The 19,049-nt window shown below is 66.3% G+C and carries 14 protein-coding genes; 8 read left to right on the forward strand and 6 right to left on the reverse strand.

The annotated features are described in order from the left end of the window. The 3 genes from F0Q45_RS07165 to F0Q45_RS07175 all read right to left on the reverse strand — a co-directional run. A partial coding sequence (locus tag F0Q45_RS07165; RefSeq protein WP_149653284.1) for a PE family protein occupies positions 1-1,644 on the reverse strand: 1,644 nt, incomplete at its 3' end. Positions 1,645-1,869: 225 nt separating this feature from the next. Further along, entirely contained in the window at positions 1,870-3,621 is a 1,752-nt protein-coding gene (locus F0Q45_RS07170; RefSeq protein WP_149653285.1) for a glycerol-3-phosphate dehydrogenase/oxidase, read from the reverse strand. A gap of 79 nt (positions 3,622-3,700) precedes the next feature. After that, positions 3,701-5,128, reverse strand: a complete 1,428-nt coding sequence (locus F0Q45_RS07175) for an NAD(P)H-quinone dehydrogenase (RefSeq protein ID WP_149653286.1) — start codon at positions 5,126-5,128, stop codon at positions 3,701-3,703. 143 nt (positions 5,129-5,271) lie between these two features. Here F0Q45_RS07175 and F0Q45_RS07180 point away from each other — a divergent pair, with 143 nt between their 5' ends. From F0Q45_RS07180 to F0Q45_RS07190, 3 genes are all read left to right on the forward strand, one after another. Beyond that, positions 5,272-5,751 (forward strand): gamma-glutamylcyclotransferase, encoded by a 480-nt coding sequence (locus F0Q45_RS07180; RefSeq protein WP_149653287.1) that lies wholly within the window; start codon positions 5,272-5,274, stop codon positions 5,749-5,751. Between the two features lie 280 nt (positions 5,752-6,031). Further along, a complete protein-coding gene (locus F0Q45_RS07185; RefSeq protein ID WP_262490901.1) occupies positions 6,032-6,364 on the forward strand; it encodes a DUF1490 family protein in 333 nt (110 codons plus the stop codon). A 55-nt stretch (positions 6,365-6,419) separates the two neighbouring features. Then, positions 6,420-8,696: a copper-translocating P-type ATPase gene (locus tag F0Q45_RS07190; protein WP_149653303.1), complete on the forward strand. Its 2,277-nt coding sequence runs from the start codon at positions 6,420-6,422 to the stop codon at positions 8,694-8,696. A gap of 7 nt (positions 8,697-8,703) precedes the next feature. On the opposite strand, the gene F0Q45_RS07195 is transcribed toward F0Q45_RS07190, so the two are convergent. Further along, positions 8,704-9,876: an amidohydrolase gene (locus F0Q45_RS07195; protein WP_149653288.1), complete on the reverse strand. Its 1,173-nt coding sequence runs from the start codon at positions 9,874-9,876 to the stop codon at positions 8,704-8,706. After that, positions 9,873-11,060, reverse strand: a complete 1,188-nt coding sequence (locus tag F0Q45_RS07200) for an amidohydrolase (protein WP_149653289.1) — start codon at positions 11,058-11,060, stop codon at positions 9,873-9,875. The genes F0Q45_RS07195 and F0Q45_RS07200 overlap by 4 nt, the downstream gene beginning before the upstream one ends. 379 nt (positions 11,061-11,439) lie before the next feature. Here F0Q45_RS07200 and F0Q45_RS07205 point away from each other — a divergent pair, with 379 nt between their 5' ends. The 3 genes from F0Q45_RS07205 (at position 11,440) to F0Q45_RS07215 (ending at position 15,856) form a co-directional block, all read left to right on the forward strand. Continuing rightward, the gene (locus F0Q45_RS07205) at positions 11,440-13,368 is read left to right on the forward strand and encodes a PPE family protein (RefSeq protein WP_149653290.1); all 1,929 of its coding nucleotides are present in this window, start codon (positions 11,440-11,442) and stop codon (positions 13,366-13,368) included. 88 nt (positions 13,369-13,456) lie between these two features. Then, positions 13,457-14,272 (forward strand): purine-nucleoside phosphorylase, encoded by an 816-nt coding sequence (locus tag F0Q45_RS07210; RefSeq protein WP_149653291.1) that lies wholly within the window; start codon positions 13,457-13,459, stop codon positions 14,270-14,272. Positions 14,273-14,275: 3 nt separating this feature from the next. Next, positions 14,276-15,856: a phospho-sugar mutase gene (locus tag F0Q45_RS07215; protein ID WP_149653292.1), complete on the forward strand. Its 1,581-nt coding sequence runs from the start codon at positions 14,276-14,278 to the stop codon at positions 15,854-15,856. 10 nt (positions 15,857-15,866) lie between these two features. On the opposite strand, the gene upp is transcribed toward F0Q45_RS07215, so the two are convergent. Next, positions 15,867-16,490 (reverse strand): uracil phosphoribosyltransferase, encoded by a 624-nt coding sequence (gene upp / locus F0Q45_RS07220; protein ID WP_149653293.1) that lies wholly within the window; start codon positions 16,488-16,490, stop codon positions 15,867-15,869. 82 nt (positions 16,491-16,572) lie between these two features. Here upp and F0Q45_RS07225 point away from each other — a divergent pair, with 82 nt between their 5' ends. Further along, the gene (locus F0Q45_RS07225; protein WP_149653294.1) at positions 16,573-17,469 is read left to right on the forward strand and encodes an alkaline phosphatase family protein; all 897 of its coding nucleotides are present in this window, start codon (positions 16,573-16,575) and stop codon (positions 17,467-17,469) included. A 48-nt stretch (positions 17,470-17,517) separates the two neighbouring features. Then, positions 17,518-18,831, forward strand: a complete 1,314-nt coding sequence (gene satS / locus F0Q45_RS07230; protein WP_149653295.1) for a protein export chaperone SatS — start codon at positions 17,518-17,520, stop codon at positions 18,829-18,831. Positions 18,832-19,049 lie beyond the last annotated feature (218 nt).

Raw genomic sequence — 19,049 nt, forward strand, 5'->3', positions numbered from 1 at the left:
CCCACCGGCCTCGACAACGAGTGTTCCGGTGTTATCGCCGCCAGCACCGCCGCTGCCGCCGATACCCCCAGCGCCCCCGGCGCCCCCGGCGCCGCCAACTCCGGCGTTACCACCAGCACCGCCATTGCCGAACAGCGGCGAAGCGGCGCCGCCGTTGCCGCCCACACCCCCGGCGCCGCCGGCGCCACCGACGCCAAGGGCGCTGCCGCCATCACCCCCATCCCCGCCGGTGCCGGCCGTTTGGTCTACACCGACAACAAGCTGGTCGACGTCTGTAGTCATGGCGCCCGCATTGCCGCCGACGCCGCCCGCCCCGCCAGCAGCGCCGAGGCCGCCCGTGCCGCCAGTGCCACCGCCACCACCGGCACCACCATTGCCAAACAGGAGTCCCCCGGCCCCGCCCCCACCACCGGCACCGCCTGCGCTCCCAGCGCCGCCAGAGAAGGGGCTATCAACACCATTTCCGCCGTTACCGCCCGACCCGCTCGCCGTTAGTATTCCCTCAATAAAGACGGTATTGAACGAAGCTTCGATATCGGCATTGCCGCCGTTGCCGCCGGCGCCGCCGGAGCTGCCGGGTGCCACGCCGTTGCTGCCGTTACCGCCGTTACCGGCGATGGTCTGGATGAGCGATATGTCGTTGCTATTCGGGGCTCCAGCGGCGACTGTGGCATCGCCGCCGTTGCCGCCGGGGGCCCCGGCCCCCCCGGCAATCGAGGTGCCGCCGTTGCCGCCATTGCCACCCGTGGCGCTGCCTATATCGCTAGCGTCGTATTGGTTGGTGTTCGCGCTTGCGCCGTCGCCGCCGGCGCCCCCGGTGGGAGTGAGCAGCGTCCCGTTAGCGCCGTTGCCTCCGTTCACGCCAGTCTGGGGACTACCACCAGTTGCGTCCGGCGGGGAGACACCAGGTTGGGCCGCAGGGCCGGGGGTGGGATTGACTGCGTTGGCCCCGGCCGCGCCCGTACCACCCATACCGCCGGCCCCGCCGTCACCGACCAACCCCGCATTACCGCCCAGACCACCCGAGCCGCCCATGCCCCCGTTAACGCCGGCCACACCGACCCCACCCACACCGCCTGATCCGCCATTACCGTAAAGCCAGCCACCAGCACCACCAGCACCACCGGCCGCGCCGCTACCCCCGGTGCCACCAGCTCCGCCACTGCCCCACAACCCCGCATTGCCACCCGAGCCGCCGACCTGCCCCGCCAACCCAGCCCCACCGGCCCCGCCGTTGCCAAACAACAACCCACCAGGCCCACCCGGCTGCCCCGGCCCGCCATTGGCGCCGTTACCAATCAACTGCCGCCCCAACACCGCCTGGGTGGGCCCATTGATCACACCCAGCAGCACCTGCTGAGCGTTCGCGGCCTCCGCAGCCGCATACGAGAACCCGCCCCCACGCAACGCCTGCGCAAACTGCTCATGAAACTCTGCCGCCCGCGCGCTCAGCAACTGATACTGCTGGGCATAAGCCCCAAACACCGCCGCAACCGCCGCCGACACCTCATCAGCGCCAGCCGCCAACACGCCCACCGTCTGACCCGCCGCCGCCGCATTGGCCGCGCCGATGCCCGCACCAATACCGACGACATCCGACGCTACCGCCACTAATGTCTCCGGCGCCGCAAACACAAAACCCATCACGCACCCACTTCCACCTCAGACGGCCGGCCATCACGAGCATCGGCTGGAAAATCGTAGCGTGACCTGGGTCACAACGTCTCGTTTTCCGACCAACCTTCGCCGGCACGGACCAAGCGCCCGGTCAGCAACGCTGCCCGATTGACTCAATCCACACCGAACGCGATTCGGCGACGTAATCTGCGCTCGGCCATGGCGTCTGCTGACCGTGTCAACCTGATGCGCTCAGTTGAGCGGCACCGGCTCCAGAATCTCAGCACGCGCTTCCGGTGCGCTGGCCCGCAACTCATCGGCCGACACATCGTCGGGCTGGGCTTGCGAGAGCACCTCGGCTTGCACCCGCGCTTGGTAGTTTGCGACCTCGCGCTCGCTGTCCTCAGCGGTCCAGCCCAGCACTGGTGCCACCGCGTCGGCCACCTCCCGAGCGCAGTCAACACCGCGATGCGGATACTCAATGGAAATCCGCATCCGGCGGGCCAAGATGTCCTCCAGGTGCAGCGCGCCTTCGGCCATGACGGCATACAGTGCTTCAACCCGCAGGTAGCCGGGGGCCTCCTTGATTGGGCTCAGCAGTCCAGGATCCTCAGCCGCCAACGCCAACACTTCGTCGATCAGTGAGCCGTAGCGGTCCAGCAGGTGGCGCACCCGGTACGGGTGCAGACCGTGCATGGCGCCGACATGCTCAACCTGGTTGACCAGCGCAAAGTAGCCGTCAGCACCCAGCAGGCTCACCTTCTGGGTGATCGACGGCGCCACCCGGGCCGGAACAAACTGCACCGCGGCGTCGATCGCGTCGGCCGCCATCACCCGGTAGGTGGTGTACTTGCCGCCGGCGATGGCCACCAGACCCGCCGCCGGCACCGCGACAGCGTGTTCGCGTGACAGCTTGGAGGTTTCGTCGCTTTCCCCGGCGAGCAGGGGACGCAAGCCGGCGTACACGCCGTCGATGTCGGCGTGCGTCAACGGGGTGGCCAGCACCGCGTTGACCGTTCCCAGGATGTAATCGATGTCGGCCTTGGTGGCTGCGGGGTGAGCCAGATCGAGGTCCCAATCGGTGTCGGTGGTCCCGATAATCCAGTGGCTGCCCCACGGGATGATGAACATCACCGACTTCTCGGTGCGCAGGATCATCGCCACGTCGCTAACAATTCGGTCCCTCGGTACCACCACGTGCACACCCTTAGACGCGCGCACCTGAAATCGCCCGCGCTGCTTGGACAACGCCTGGATCTCGTCGGTCCAGACCCCGGTCGCGTTGACCACGACGTGGCCGCGGACCTCGGTGATCGAGCCGTCCTCGGAGTCGCGAACCCGCACGCCGATCACCCGGTCGCCCTCGCGCAGCAACGCGACCACCTGGGTGGAGCAACGGACGACCGCGCCGTAATGGGCCGCGGTGCGCGCGACGGTCATGGTGTGCCGGGCATCGTCAACGACGGTGTCGTAGTAGCGGATGCCGCCGATCAGCGAGGTCCGCTTTAGCCCCGGGCTCAATCGCAATGCCCCGGCACGGGTCAAATGCTTTTGCGCCGGAACCGATTTCGCCCCGCCGAGGCGGTCGTAGAGGAAGATTCCCGCGGCAATGTAGGGGCGCTCCCAGCCGCGCTTGGTCAGCGGGAACAGAAACGGCAGCGGCTTGACCAGATGCGGCGCCAACCGGGTCAGCGACAGCTCCCGCTCGTACAGCGCCTCGCGTACCAGCCCGAATTCCAGTTGCTCGAGGTAGCGCAGGCCGCCGTGAAACATCTTCGACGAGCGGCTCGACGTGCCGGAAGCCAAGTCGCGGGCCTCGACCAAGGCCACCTTGAGACCGCGGGTGGCAGCGTCCAGCGCGCACCCGGAACCCACCACGCCGCCGCCGATGACCACCACGTCGAATTGCTCGGCGCCCAGCCGCTCCCAGGCCAACGCGCGCTGCTGCGGTGCCAGTGCCCCGGCGGACTGCTCGCTTTGCGGTGCGTGGATCGGGTTGCTCACGAAACGGGACTCCTGTCGATTACTGGCCGGTAGGGTTTGCACCACCAGGCTAGTTCGTGCGGGGCCTCAGGGCTGTCCATCAGTCCAGATCGTCGTGCGCCATTAACCGGCGCGCCGCCTCAGTGATCGACCCGGATAACGACGGGTAAACGGCGAGTGTCTGCGCCAACTCGTTGACCGTAATGCGGTTCTGCACGGCCACCGCGATCGGCAGGATCAGCTCCGAGGCGATTGGTGCCACCACCACGCCGCCGATCACCACACCGGTGGATCGCCGGCAAAAGATCTTGACGAAGCCTTGCCGCAGACCCGACATCTTGGCTCGGGCGTTGGTCCGCAATGGCAGCGTGATGGTCCGCGCGGTCACCGACCCGTCGTCGATTGCCGATTGCGGCACGCCGACGGCGGCGATTTCGGGCCGGGTGAACACCGTTGCCGCGACGGTACGCAAGCGGATCGGGCTGACACCTTCGCCCAGCGCGTGGTACATCGCGATACGGCCTTGCATCGCCGCGACCGAAGCCAACGGCAGCAGGCCGGTACAGTCGCCGGCGGCGTAGATACCGGGCACCGACGTCCGCGACACGCGGTCCACGGTCAAATAACTACCGGGCCCCAGCTCAATGCCCACCCGCTCGAGGCCCAGGCCGCTGGTATTGGGAACCGACCCGATGGTCATCAAAGCGTGGCTGCCTTCGACGGTGCGGCCATCGGTCATGGTGACCAACACACCGGCTTCGGTGCGGCTGACCGATTCTGCCCGAGCGTTTTTGACTAGCCGGACCCCGCGTTCGGCGAACGACTCTTCCAACACCAGGGCGGCGTCGGCGTCCTCATAGGGCAGCACCCGGTCCCGGCTGGCCACCACCGTCACCTGCACCCCCAATTCGGTGTAGGCGTGCACGAACTCGGCGCCGGTGACTCCCGAGCCCACCACGATCAGGTGGTGCGGTAAGGCGTCCAGCTCGTAGAGCTGCCGCCAGGTCAGGATGCGTTCACCGTCGGGTTGGGCCGATGGCAGTACCCGCGGGCTGGCTCCGGTGGCGATCAGCACGACGTCGGCGTCGTGCTCGCTGCTGGTGCCGTCGGGCCCCGAATCGGAATGGGTCGCCTTGACGCGGTGGCTGGCCAGCCCCGGCGTGGGGTCGATCAGCTCACCGCGGCCGGCAACGACGTGGACTCCCATGCCGAGCAGCTGGGTGGTGATGTCGGCCGATTGCTCGGCGGCCAGCGCTTTGACCCGGGCATGAATGTGCGGCAGCGAGATCTTGGCGTCGTCGATGTGGATGTCGAAGCCGAGGAGCCGCGATCGGCGCAGCTCGGTGCGCAGGCCGGTGGAGGCAATGAAGGTTTTGGATGGCACACAGTCATCCAGCACCGCGGCCCCGCCGATGCCGTCGGAGTCGATGACGGTGACTTGGACTGATTCGGGGCGTGCGGTGGCTGCCACCAGCGCGGCCTCGTAGCCGGCCGGGCCGCCACCGAGGATCACAATGCGCGTCACCACAGGCCTAACCTAGCGCGTCGTTAGGCCGCCGCTGTTGTCCAGACGGGACCCGCCACCGTGGTGCGAGAAAGGAGGTGTGCGTCACACCGAGTTCGGCCCCGCGGATGGACGCCATCCGTTCATGTGACGTTTAAGCTTTCTCCGTGCCGCTCTACGCCGCGTATGGATCGAACATGCATCCCGAGCAGATGCTCAAGCGCGCACCCCACTCGCCGATGGCCGGAACCGGCTGGTTGCCGGGGTGGCGGCTGACCTTCGGGGGCGAGGACATCGGCTGGGAAGGGGCATTGGCCACCGTCGTCGAGGACCCTGATTCCAGGGTGTTCGTCGTGCTTTACGACATGACACCCGCCGACGAGATGAACCTGGACCGCTGGGAGGGCTCCGAGTTCGGTGTCCACCAGAAAATCCGCTGCCGGGTGGAGCGACTGTCCTCGGACACCACAACCGACCCCGTGTTGGCGTGGCTGTACGTGCTGGATGCCTGGGAGGGCGGGCTACCGTCGGCGCGCTACCTGGGGGTAATGGCAGACGCTGCCGAAATCGCCGGCGCGCCAGCCGATTACGTGCACGACCTACGCACCCGCCCGGCTCGCAACATCGGCCCGGGCACGACTGCCTGACCCCGTCGGCGGGTGGGGACTCGGAAGCCTTACCCGACCCTGAGAGGCCATTAGAGTCGGTGTTTTAGGCCCAGGCCATGGCAATCATCATTGCGGCGTTGTAACAGCTAATTATTCGGTCACGCAGGGCCCCGCAACGGCGGACCGCCACAGGACGAACCAGGCGCCGGCCAACAGAAGAAAAGTTATCGAAACCCACCGTTGCATCCTGTGGATTTGCCGTGAACGGAGTCGATAGCGATCATGCCGATACCCTATAGGGGTATAGTACAATTACGCAATGCTGGTGGACATAGTTGAAAGGAAAGATCTAATGCTTGCCTGGCAGGGGTTATTGGCGAAGGCGGTACCCGCGGTGGTAACCGGCGTGGTGGGGGCAGCGACATATGAGGCGCTGCGTAGGGCGGTGGGGAAGGTTCCCGTGCGGGATGCGACTGTCACCGCGACCGCCTGGGGGTTACGTGGTATCCGCACGGCCGAGCGCAAGGCTCAGGAAGGCTCTGAGCACGCCCGCCTCACTTTCGCCGATGTGCTTGCCGAGGCCAAAGAGCGCATCGGAGAACCGGTTTCACTGTCCGCAGTGCCTGACGCCTGCCACGACCATGGTCACTGACACGTGCCCCGGCCCCGATGTCGCCTTGAGCGTCGTTTCCAACGCGGCAGGCCGGATGCGAGTGCATGCCAACGGGTTCCATTTCGACGAGGTGCGGGCGGTGGCGATCGAGGACACCGTCGCCAAGGTGGCCGGTGTGCGTGCCGTTCATGCGTATCCGAGAACCGCATCGGTGGTGGTGTGGTACTCGCCCGATAGCTGCGATACCTCGGCTGTCTTGTCGGCAATCACTGCTGCCGAACAGATTCCAGCAGAGTTGGTCCCCACACGTGCGCCGCATTCAGCTGAGGTGCGCAGCGCTGACGTGGTAAGCAGAATCATCGGCCGCCTGTTCGGCCGGCAGGATGATGCCGCCGGGAACCACGACGCGTGTGGACAGGTTCAGGTCGCGTCGTGCCATGCGTCACCGGGCGCAGATCCCGGGCATGAGCGGCGGACCTGGTTGCGCCGAGTCTGGTTGGCCTGGCCGTTTGGTCTGGCTTCGGCGGCCTTGACGATGATGTCCGCCCCGTGGGCGGGGTGGCTGGCATTGGCCGCAACGGTGCCTGTGCAATTCGTGGCCGGCTGGTCGATTCTCAAGGAGGCAGTACGGCAGGCGCGGGCGTCGAGCGCCAATATGGATACGCTCATCGCGCTGGGCACGCTGACCGCATTCACCTACTCCACGTACGAGTTATTTGCCGGTGGGCCGCTGTTTTTCGACACCTCGGCATTGATCATCGCCTTTGTGGTGCTGGGCCGCTACTTGGAGGCCAGGGCTCGGGGCAAGGCTTCGGAGGCGATCACCAAGTTGCTGGCGATGGGCGCCAAGGAGGCTCGGCTGCTTGTCGACGGCGAAGAGCAGCTGGTGCCGGTTGATCAGGTTCGAGTCGGCGACCTGGTGCGGGTACGGCCTGGCGAAAAGATTCCCGTCGACGGTGTAGTCGTTGACGGGCGTGCTGCCGTCGACGAGTCGATGCTTACCGGCGAATCAGTACCCGTCGAGAAAGCGGTGGGCGCCCGCGTCGCCGGGGCCACAGTCAACATCGACGGACTGCTGACCGTGCGGGCCACCGCCGTCGGAGCGGACACCGCGCTGGCGCAGATCGTGCGCCTGGTCGAGCAAGCGCAAGGCGGCAAGGCCCCGGTGCAGCGGCTGGCCGATCGGGTGTCGGCGGTGTTTGTGCCAGCCGTGGTAGGGGTTGCCGCGCTGACCTTTGCCGGGTGGAGCCTGTTCGCCGGCAACCCAGTGGCTGGCATGACCGCGGCGATCGCGGTGCTGATCATCGCGTGCCCGTGTGCACTAGGCCTGGCCACCCCCACGGCGATCATGGTCGGCACCGGCCGTGGTGCCGATATGGGAATCCTGGTCAAGGGCGGCGAAGTGCTGGAAGCTTCCAAGAAAATCGACACGGTGGTGTTCGACAAGACCGGTACCCTCACCCACGCCCAAATGCGGCTTACCGACGTTGTTGCCGGCAACGGGAGCGATGCTGACCAGGTGCTGCAGCTCGCCGCGGCGGTCGAGTCGGGCTCCGAACACCCCATCGGTGCCGCGATTGTCGCCGGTGCGCGCGAGCGAGCGTTGCAGATTCCGGCTGCTACGGCTTTTGCCAACCTCGCCGGGCACGGAGTGCGGGCCCAGATCAACGGCGAAGCGGTGGTGGTAGGGCGGCGCAAGCTCGTCGCTGAGCACGATTTGCTGCTACCCGGCCATCTTGCGGCGGCGGCCACGGAGCTCGAAGAGCAGGGCCGCACCGCGGTGTTCGTCGGGCAAGACGACGAGGTTGTGGGTGTACTCGCCGTAGCCGACACCGTCAAAGACGACGCCGTCGATGTGGTCCGCCAGCTGCACGCTATGGGGCTGCATGTCGCCATGATCACTGGCGACAATGCCCGCACTGCCGCGGCAATCGCCAAACAGGTCGGCATCGACCGAGTGCTGGCCGAGGTACTGCCGCACGACAAGGTCACCGAGATTCAACGGCTCCAAGCCGAGGGCCGGATCGTCGCGATGGTCGGTGACGGGGTCAACGACGCCCCGGCCTTGGTACAGGCCGACCTGGGCATCGCGATCGGCACCGGTACCGACGTGGCCATTGAGGCCTCCGACATCACCTTGATGTCCGGCCGGCTCGACGGCGTCGTGCAGTCCATTGAGCTCTCGCGGCGCACCCTGCGCACGATCTACCAAAATCTCGGCTTCGCCTTCGGCTACAACACCGCCGCGATACCCCTGGCCGCGCTGGGCATGTTGAATCCGGTGGTGGCGGGCGCCGCGATGGGGCTCTCCTCGGTTAGCGTCGTGACCAACTCGCTGCGGCTGCGCCGCTTCGGCCGCGAGCGGTCCTAGGAGCTCCTCAGCAGAAAGCGGCTGCCTGCTCGACGACGTTGACCAGCACACGCACCCCGATATCCAGGGCCCGCTCGTCGAGGTCGAAGGTCGGTTGGTGCAGATCCAACTGCGGTCCCTCGCCGGACCACACGCCCAGACGTGCCATCGCGCCGGGGACCTCCTCGAGATACCAGGAGAAGTCCTCGCCACCGCCGGACTGTCGCGTATCAGCCAGGACGTCGGGACCAACAGCTTCGATGGCGTGGGTCAGGATGCGGGTCGAGACGTCCTCATTAACCACCGGAGGCACGCCGCGGTGGTATTGCAGCGTGTGCTCGATCGCCAGCGGCGACAGCAGCGCGTGGACCGCTTGGCGGATGATGTCCTCGAGGTCCACCCAGGTCTGACGGCTGGCGGTACGAACGGTTCCGGAGAGAACACCGGTTTGCGGAATGGCGTTGGCAGCCACCCCCGCATTGACGGCGCCCCACACCAGCACGGTGCTGTTGCGTGGGTCAATGCGGCGCGACAGCACGCCGGGCAACCCGGTGATCAGCGTGCCCAACCCGTACACCAGGTCGGCGGTCAAGTGTGGACGCGAGGTGTGACCGCCCGGCGAATGCAGGGTGATCTCGATCGAATCGGCCGCTGACGTGATGGGGCCATGTCTGACCGCGACCTTGCCGACTTCCAGCCGCGGATCGCAATGCAGGGCGAAGATCCGCGACACCCCGGCCAACGCCCCGGCCGCGATCGCGTCGATGGCACCACCGGGCATCAGCTCTTCGGCGGCCTGGAAGATCAGCCGCACCCCGACCGGCAGCTCGGGCACCGACGCCAACGCCAGCGCGGTAGCCAGCAGGATCGCGGTGTGCGCGTCATGCCCGCAGGCGTGCGCGATGTTGGGCATTGTCGAGGCGTACGGCGCGCCGGTGCGCTCGGCCATCGGCAACGCATCCATGTCGGCTCGCAGAGCTATCCGCGGCTGATGCTCCGGACCGAAGTCGCAGGTCAGACCGGTACCGCCGGGCAGCACTTTGGGGTTCAATCCGGCGTCGGCCAACCGTTCGGCGACAAATTGGGTGGTGGCAAACTCCTGGCGGCCCAACTCGGGATAGCGGTGGATGTGGCGACGCCAGGCGACCAAGTCGTCGTGGTGTGCAGCCAGCCAGGATTCGGCGCTATCGACGAGGCTCATTGTGCCGCCGCCCGTTGATCGCGGGCCGCCAGCATCCGGTCGCGCTCCTCGGGGGTCTGCGCAAGACGAACAACAGTGCGCGCCAACATGATTGCGCCGTCAACGATCGCGCGTTCGGCGCTGGGTCCGGCGGCCGCCGCCGCGAAGGCACGCTGGTGGACGGTGGCCCCGCCGGCGTCGACACCGATCACCGGGTGGATCCCCGGCAGCACCTGGGTCACGTTGCCCATATCGGTGCTACCCATCGGGAGCGTGGATTCGACGGCGGGCGGGACCGGTTCGCGCCCGAGGCGGCACATTTCCGCGCGACAGGTGTCGACGAGCCAGCGGTCCGGCTTGAGCTCGGCGTATGCGGGTGCTGCGGTGTCGATGTCGTATTCACAACCGGCGGCCAGTGCTCCCGCGGCAAAGCAAGCGAACATCCGACCTTCCAGGTCGCGCAGCGATTCCGATTCGACCGCACGCATCGCATAGTGCAGCGTCGTATGTGCGGGGATGACGTTGACCGCCTGCCCGCCGTCGGCGACGATGCCGTGCGCCAGCTGCCCGGGCGCCAGTTGCTGGCGCAGCAGGCCGATAGCCACCTGCGCGATGGTCGCGGCGTCGGCGGCATTGACCCCCAGGTGTGGCGCGACGGCGGCGTGCGATTCCTGACCCCGGTAGCGCACGGTGACCTCGGACAACGCCAGCGATCGGGCCCCGGCGATATCGGTCGGCCCGGGATGCGCCATGACCGCCAGCGCGACGTCGTCGAAGACGCCGGCCTGCAACATCAGCGCCTTACCGCCGCCGGACTCTTCGGCAGGAGTGCCCAGCAGCGCGACGGTCAGGCCGAGGTCGTCGGCCACTTCGGCCAGCGCCAGGGCCGTGCCCACCGCCGAGGCTGCGATGATGTTGTGACCGCAGGCGTGTCCGATCTCGGGCAGCGCGTCGTACTCGGCGCAGATTCCGACCACCAGCGGTCCGTCGCCGAAGTCGGCGCGAAACGCGGTGTCCAATCCGGCTGCGGCGGTGGTGATGGCAAAGCCGCGTTCGGCGACCAGGACTTGCGCCTTGGCGCAGCTGCGGTATTCGGCGAAGGCCAACTCGGGCTCCGCGTGGATCGCGTGGGACAGCTCTACCAGTTCACCGCTACGGCGCCGCACCACTTCCTCTGCGCTGTCGGAAGCATTGAGTGCGGGCATCCTCGCAGTATCTCATCGACAGCCACGTACCCGGGGGCCCTAGGCACCAGGAACGCCCCTGGCAACCCGCGCCGGGTTCTTCAATTCCGCGGACATCACCACAAAATGAGAACTCCGGTCATAGGCCGCGGAAGCCAGCGGGTCTGTCGTTACCTCTCGAAGTGATTCGTTGGGGTCGGACGCGTGTAGTTTCGGGCAGGCGCCGGCACACGGAAATAAGCCGGCATCGGTCGCGTCCGGCCACGATGCGTAATGAGGCGAAACGGGCGTCAATAAGTGTTATTCACACTATTATCGAGTGACCGTCTGGGCGGCAGGTACGTGTTGAGATGCCGTGACCGTCCTGCTTGCCGAATTGCGTCGGAAGGCCAGGTGAACGATGAATTACTCAGTGTTGGCGCCGGAGGTCAACTCGGCGCTGATGTTCTCTGGTGCGGGTGCACAGCCGATGCTGCAGGCGTCGGCGGCCTGGGGTGGTCTATCCGAAGAGTTAGCGGTGGCGTCACGTGCTTTCGAACTCGTGACATCCGGGTTGTCCGGCGGGGCGTGGCAGGGGCCGGCAGCGGCGGCGATGACGGCCGCGGCGGCACCATACGCGGCATGGTTGGGTGCTGCCGCGAGCCAGGCCGCACGTACGGCAGCTCAAGCAACAGCAGTGACCAGTGCATTTGAGGCAGCACTGGCTGCCACGATCCACCCCATTGTGGTGTCGGCTAACCGTCAGGCGTTCATGGCCTTGGTATTGTCGAATTTATTCGGTCAGAACGCGCCGGCAATTGCGGCTGCTGAATTCGCCTACGAAGAGATGTGGGCCCAGGACGTGTCCGCGATGGCGGGATATCACGCGGCGGCGTCTACGGTGGCCGCACAACTTGCACCGCTCCAGGCCCTGCTGCCAAATCTCAACGGCATCGGCAACAAGGGTGCCGGCAACGTGGGCAGCGGCAACACCGGCAACTTGAACGTGGGCAGCGGGAACCAAGGCGACGCGAATCTGGGCAGCGGAAATCGCGGCAATCAAAACCTGGGCAGCGGAAACATTGGCAATCAAAACGTCGGCAGCGGTAACAGCGGCAATCAGAACCTGGGCAGCGGAAACATTGGCGGCCGAAACCTAGGCGGTGGTAACTTCGGCAGCAATAATGTCGGCTTCGGCAATGGTGGTCCAATAGCTACGCCGGCCAACGGCAACATTGGCAACGGAAACTTTGGCAACCAAAACTTTGGCAACGGAAACACCGGCAACCAAAATACGGGGATCGGAAACCACGGCGACAACAACATCGGCTTCGGCAACAGGGGCGACAACAACATCGGCTTCGGTAACAGGGGCAATGACAACATCGGCTTCGGCAACACCGGGTCCGGAAACATTGGCTTTGGACTCAGTGGCAATAACCAGATCGGCATCGGCGGCCTGAACTCCGGTAGCGGCAATATTGGCTTCGGCAACTCCGGCTCCGGCAATATCGGCTTCTTCAATTCCGGAAACAATAACTGGGGCATTGCAAACTCAGGCACCACAAACACCGGTATCGGCAACTCAGGCACCATCAACACCGGCATCGCCAACTCAGGCAGCCTTAACACCGGATTCGGTAACTCGGGCGGCTCATCCATCCTCTTCGACGGCGGAAACACCGGCTTCGGGAACTCAGGTAACTTCAACACGGGCGTAGGAAACGCCGGAAGCTTCAATGTCGGTAATTTTAATTCGGGTGGGTTTGCCACCGGTTCTTTTAACTCCGGCATTGATGTTACGGGGAGTTTCAACTCAGGGGACAACAACACGGGTTTCTTCAACGCTGGGCGATTTAACACCGGTTTTTGGAATTCGGGGAACACGAATACCGGCGGGTTCAACTCGGGCGCATTGAACACCGGCTTCGGCAGCTCGGTCGACCAGGCGGTCCCGAACTCAGGCTGGGGAAACACCGGTAATGGCAATTCCGGCTTCTTCAACTCAGGCATCCAGAACTCCGGCTTCCGCAATACCGGCGATCAAAATACGGGGTTCGCGAATGAAGGGAGCCTCGACAGCGGCTTCTTCAACTCTGGCGCCAACGCCCACGTAGGCGTCATGAATTCGGGCGGAAGCGGAGGAGCTGGCGGTATTAAAGCAGGCTTCTTCAATTCAGGAACCGGCGCCATAGTCTCAGGCTTCTTCAATTCAGGCAGCATTGGTGAAACGTCAGGTTTCTTCAACTCCGGCGGCGGCTTTAATTCGGGCCTGAACAACGCAGGGGGCGGCTCAAACTCGGGCGCCTTCAACCGGGGCACCGACCAGTCGGGTTTCTTCGGTCAATAGGACTCACCGGCGAGCAGACGCAGAGTCGCACTGCGGGGCCGCCTCGCGTGCGACTCTGCGTCTGCTCGCGCTGAGTAGGCTGCCCCCTATGCGCGGCCCGCAGGCTGATCCCAACGAACTCGCCCAGCGCGCAGCGCAGGTCATCGCGGAACGCACCGGAATCGGTGAGCACGGCGTCGCGGTAATCCTGGGTTCGGGCTGGTCCGCTGCCATTGCCGCGCTGGGCGCCCCCACGACCGTGCTGCCCCAGGGCGAGCTGCCCGGGTTCGCACCCCCAACGGCGGCCGGGCATGTCGGCGAGCTGTTGTCCGTGCCCATCGGCGAGCACCGGGTGCTGGTGCTGGCCGGCCGCATCCACGCCTACGAGGGCCATGACTTGCGGCACGTCGTTCATCCCGTGCGCACCGCATGCGCGGCCGGGGCGCACACCATCGTGCTCACCAACGCGGCCGGCGGACTGCGGCCGACGATGCAAGTCGGGCAGCCGGTGCTGATCGGCGACCACCTGAACCTGACCGCCCGCTCGCCGCTGGTCGGGGCGCAGTTCGTCGACCTGACCGACGCGTACTCGCCGCGGTTGCGAAGGCTCGCCCGCGAATGCGACCCGGAGCTGACCGAGGGCGTATACGCCGCCTTGCCGGGGCCACATTACGAGACGCCCGCCGAGATTCGGATGCTGCGCACGTTGGGCGCCGATCTGGTCGGCATGTCGACCGTGCACGAGACCATCGCCGCCCGCGCCGCGGGAGCCGAAGTGCTGGGCGTCTCCCTGGTGACAAATTTGGCGGCCGGTATCACCGGTGAGCCGCTGAGCCACACCGAAGTGCTTGCCGCCGGCGCCGCCTCGGCCGCCCGGATGGGCTCACTGCTGGCCGCTGTGATCGAGCGCGTGGCTCGGATCTAAGCCGTGACGCCCGAGGAGTGGATCGCCCACGATCCTGACCCGGCGACCGCCGCCGAACTCGCCGCATGCACCGCCGCGGAGCTGGCAGCGCGGTTCGCCTGCCCCCTGAGGTTCGGCACCGCGGGACTACGCGGACCGGTGCGCGCCGGGCCGGACGCGATGAACCTCGCGGTGGTGGTGCGGGCCAGCTGGGCAGTGGCACAGGTGCTGACCCAACGACCCGACCCGCATTCGCAATCGGTCGTCGTCGGACGCGACGCCCGGCACGGTTCAACCTCCTTCGCCACTGCGACAGCTGAAGTACTTGCGGCCCAGGGCTTTTCAGTCACACTGCTGCACGACCCGGTACCCACACCGATCGTGGCCTTCGCGGTTCGCCACACCGGCGCCGCCGCCGGCATCCAGATCACGGCGTCGCACAACCCGGCCGCCGACAACGGGTACAAGGTGTACTTCGACGGCGGCATCCAGATCATCTCCCCCACCGATCGCCGCATCGAAGCCGCGATGGCCGCGGCTCCCCCGGCCGATCAGATCGCCAGGACACCCGTCGGGCCCGCCCGCACCGACCTCGTCGATCGCTACATCGAGCGCGCGGCCGGAGTCCGCCGCTCTACCGGGTCGGTGCGGGTTGCCCTGACCCCGATGCACGGGGTGGGCGGTGCGGTGGCCGTCGAGACGCTGCGGCGGGCCGGCTTCTCGGATGTGCACACCGTCGCCGCACAGTTCGCGCCGGACCCGGACTTCCCCACCGTCGCGTTCCCGAATCCCGAGGAGCCCGGCGCCACCGACGCGCTGCTGGCCCTGGCGGCCGACCGCCGCGCCGACGTCGCGATCGCGCTGGATCCCGACGCCGACCGCTGCGCGGTCGCAATACCCACCGACACCGGTTGGCGGATGCTGTCCGGCGACGAAACCGGTTGGCTGCTGGGCGATTACCTGCTGGCCCAACCCCAGCCCGCGATCCCGATAGTGGCCAGCACCGTGGTGTCGTCGCGAATGTTGGCCGCGATTGCCGCTCATTACGGCGCCGGGCACGTCGAGACGCCCACCGGATTCAAATGGCTGGCCCGCGCCGACGCCGACCGGCCCGGCACCCTGGTGTACGCGTACGAGGAGGCGATCGGCCACTGCGTCGACCCCGCCGCGGTGCGCGACAAAGACGGCATCAGCGCCGCGGTATTGGTATGCGATCTGGTGGCAGCGCTCAAACAGCAAAGCCGGTCAGTGCCGGACGCGCTCGACGCCCTCGCCCGGCGCCACGGCGTCCACCAGGTTGCCGCAGTGCCCCGTCGTGTCGCCGATGCCGGCGAGGCCGCCGGTGTGCTGCGCCGGCTGCGTGCGGCTCCGCCGGATCGGCTGGGGGGGTTTGCTGCAGCGATGTCCGAGGTCGCCGATGCGCTGGTCTTCACCGGTGGCGATGCAGCCACCTCGGTCCGGGTGGTGGTTCGACCCTCGGGCACCGAGCCAAAGCTAAAGTGCTACTTGGAGGTTCGCTGCGCGGTTACCAGTGACTTGGCACCTGCTCGCCGACGGGCCCGGGAGCTGCTCGAGGTGTTGGTGTCCTTGGTGCGGAGCTGGTGACGGGGTCAGCTTAGCGGGGCCCGAACTGACGATCGCCCGCATCACCGAGACCCGGCACGATATACGCCGCCTCGTCGAGCCCCTCGTCGATGGCGGCAGTGAACAGCCGCGCGTGGGGCGCCACCTTCTCGAGCGCCGCAATGCCCTCTGGCGCCGCGCACACACACAGCACCGTGATGTCCGTCGCCCCGCGCGACAGCAGCAGACCGATGCAGTACGTCATCGATCCCCCGGTCGCCAACATGGGATCCAGGACCATGACCGGCAGGTCGGTCAGATCGTCGGGCAACGATTCGAGATAAGGAACTGGCTGGTGCGATTTCTCGTCGCGGGCGACGCCGACAAAGCCGACGTGCGACTCCCGCAGCACCGCGTGCGCCTCGTCGACCATGCCCAACCCGGCCCGCAGCACCGGCACCAGCAGCGGCGGTTTGGCCAGACGCACCCCTATCGTCTCCCCGCTCGGTGTGCGCACCACGACCGGTTCGGTGGGCGCGTCGCGCGTGGCCTCGTACACCAACACCAGCGTCAGCTCGCGCAGCGCGGCCCGGAAGGCAGCGTTGCCGGTGCGCTCGTCGCGCAGCACGGTCATTCGCGCCGCCGCCAGCGGATGGTCGATCACGTGGACATCCACGGGGTGTGACCCTATATAACGATCAGATTCAGGCCTGCTGACACGCCTGTTTTCGTCACCGCGGCGGCTCAGGGACGCCCCTATACTTTCCGGCGTGCGGGGGCTGCGAATTTGTCTGACCAGGTCTTATCGGGCCCTGGCGGTGTTCGGCGCGGTCGCCGTGTCAGTGCCGAGCCAAGGGGTGCCGACGCCCGGAGTGCAATGGGCGGCGACGTCCTTACCGACCTTTGCGCACGTGGTGATCGTGGTCGAGGAGAACCGCTCGCAGGCCGCCATCATCGGCAACCAGTCGGCCCCCTTCATCAACGCGCTTGCCGCCAACGGCGCGATGATGGCGCAATCGTTCGCCGAGACGCATCCCAGCGAACCGAACTACTTGGCCTTGTTCGCCGGCAGCACCTTTGGCCTGAAGTCGAACGCCTGCCCGGTCAATGGCGGGACAACACCTAACCTGGCCTCCGAATTGCTCGCCGCCGGGCACACGTTCGTCGGCTTCGCTGAAGATCTGCCCGAAGTGGGCTCACCAGTCTGCAGTGCCGGCAAATACGGTCGCAAGCACGTGCCATGGGTCAACTTCAGCAACGTGCCGCCAACATTGTCCGTGCCGTTCTCGTTGTTTCCGACGCCGGAGCGGTACGCCAGCCTGCCGACGGTGTCGTTCGTCATCCCCAACGCCGACAACAACATGCACGACGGCACCATCGCTGCGGGCGACGCCTGGCTCAACCGCAACCTCGCTGCCTACGCCAACTGGGCCAAGGCCAACAACAGCCTGCTCATCGTCACTTGGGACGAGGACGACGGCGGCAGTCGCAACCAAATTCCGACAGTGTTCTACGGCGCCCACGTACAGCCAGGTACCTATGACGAAACCATCAGCCACTACAACGTGCTTTCCACGCTGGAGCAGATGTACCGCCTATCCAGGACGGGCTACGCGGCGAATGCTCCGGTTATCACCGATCTTTGGGGCGAGTAACCACTACCGGCCCGGGCCCGCTGACCAGGCGTCGCTATTGTGTGCGGCATGGCTGCTGACCTCGTGCCCATCCGCCTGAGCCTTTCCGACGGTGACCGTTACACGCTGTGGGCACCGCGCTGGCGCGATTCCGGCGACGAATGGGAGGCGTTTTTGGGCAAGGACGATGACTTGTACGCCTTCGCGAGCATCGCCGACTTGGTGGCCTTCGTGCGCAGCGACACCGACAACGACCTGGTGGACCATCCGGCGTGGCAGGACCTGACCGAAACGCACGCGCACGACTTCGATCCGCCCGACGATAAACGCTTCGATCTGGTCGCCGTCGAGGAGCTGGTGGCTGAAAAACCGACCGAGGAGTCGGTGGCGGCGTTGGCCGGTGTGCTGGGGATCGTGTCGTCCATCGGCTCGGTGTGCGAGCTGGCGGCGGTCTCGAAGTTTTTCAACGGCAATCCCTCGCTGGGCACAGTGTCGGGCGGAATCGACAACTTCTCCGGTAAGGCCGGCCAGAAACGCTGGAATGCGATTGCCGAGATCATCGGGCGCAGCTGGGACGACGTGCTGCAGTCCATCGACGACATCGTCACCGTTCCAGAGGTTGACGCCGACCTCTCGGCCGAGGCTGCCGAGGAGCTGGAAGAGGAGCGCGAAGAGCCTGAGGCGGAGGCTTCGGACACCGAAGCTGTCGACGAGTCAGACGAACCGACCGACGCGGACTCCGAGGACGCCGAGGAGGAAGCCGTCGAAGAAGCCGACGACGAGGCCGATGCCGATGAACCCCGCGCGGCCGGTGACACCGCCGTCTTGGGTAGTGACGAGGACTTCTGGCTGAAAGTCGGCATCGACCCAATCCAGATCATGACCGGCGGCGGTACCTTTTTCACCCTGCGCTGCTACCTCGACGATCGCCCTATCTTCTTAGGCCGCAATGGCCGAATCAGCGTGTTCGGCTCAGAACGAGCGCTGGCCCGCTACCTAGCCGACGAGCACGACCATGACTTGTCGGATCTGAGCACCTACGACGACATCCGTACCGCGGCCACCGACGGTTCGCTGGCGGTGGATGTCACTGCCGACAACGTCTATGTGCTCAGCGGTCTGGTCGACGATTTCGCCGACGGCCCCGACGCGGTGGATCGTGATCAGCTGGACCTGGCCGTCGAGGTGCTCCGCGACATCGGTGACTACTCCGAGGAAAGCACGGTCGACAAGGCGCTTGACCCCGGCAAGCCACTGGGAAAATTGATCGCCCACGTGCTGGATCCAGACTCGGTCAGCAAGCCGGCAGCCCCGTATGCCAAAGCGGTACGCGAATGGGAACAACTCGAAAAGTTCGTCGAGTCCCGGCTACGGCGCGAGTAGGCAGCCAAGAGAAGTGCCAACGCCACAGTCCCGGCCAAGAGGTCTCGCTTAGGCCAGTTCGTCGGCAGTGCCGCCAAGCGACGTTCGACGGCTCACACAGACTCCGCGTCATGTCCGCCCTGGGAACTCGCTGATGTAGTTGCCCCAGCGGGCCGAGATTTTTTGCGGTGTAGGGATTTCGGCAGCTGTGATGAGCTTGGTTGGCTGATATAGCGGGG

Origin of the sequence: Mycobacterium simiae (genome assembly GCF_008370645.1) — a bacterium.
Taxonomy (GTDB): domain Bacteria; phylum Actinomycetota; class Actinomycetes; order Mycobacteriales; family Mycobacteriaceae; genus Mycobacterium; species Mycobacterium simiae_A.

Bases quoted from the DNA above. Each gene is read 5' to 3' on its own strand.
- F0Q45_RS07200 (WP_149653289.1), bottom strand. From the start codon at position 11,060: ATGCCCGCACTCAATGCTTCCGACAGCGCAGAGGAAGTGGTGCGGCGC.
- F0Q45_RS07195 (WP_149653288.1), bottom strand. From the start codon at position 9,876: ATGAGCCTCGTCGATAGCGCCGAATCCTGGCTGGCTGCACACCACGAC.
- F0Q45_RS07210 (WP_149653291.1), top strand. From the start codon at position 13,457: ATGCGCGGCCCGCAGGCTGATCCCAACGAACTCGCCCAGCGCGCAGCG.
- F0Q45_RS07190 (WP_149653303.1), top strand. From the start codon at position 6,420: ATGCGAGTGCATGCCAACGGGTTCCATTTCGACGAGGTGCGGGCGGTG.
- satS (WP_149653295.1), top strand. From the start codon at position 17,518: ATGGCTGCTGACCTCGTGCCCATCCGCCTGAGCCTTTCCGACGGTGAC.
- F0Q45_RS07185 (WP_262490901.1), top strand. From the start codon at position 6,032: ATGCTGGTGGACATAGTTGAAAGGAAAGATCTAATGCTTGCCTGGCAG.
- F0Q45_RS07205 (WP_149653290.1), top strand. From the start codon at position 11,440: ATGAATTACTCAGTGTTGGCGCCGGAGGTCAACTCGGCGCTGATGTTC.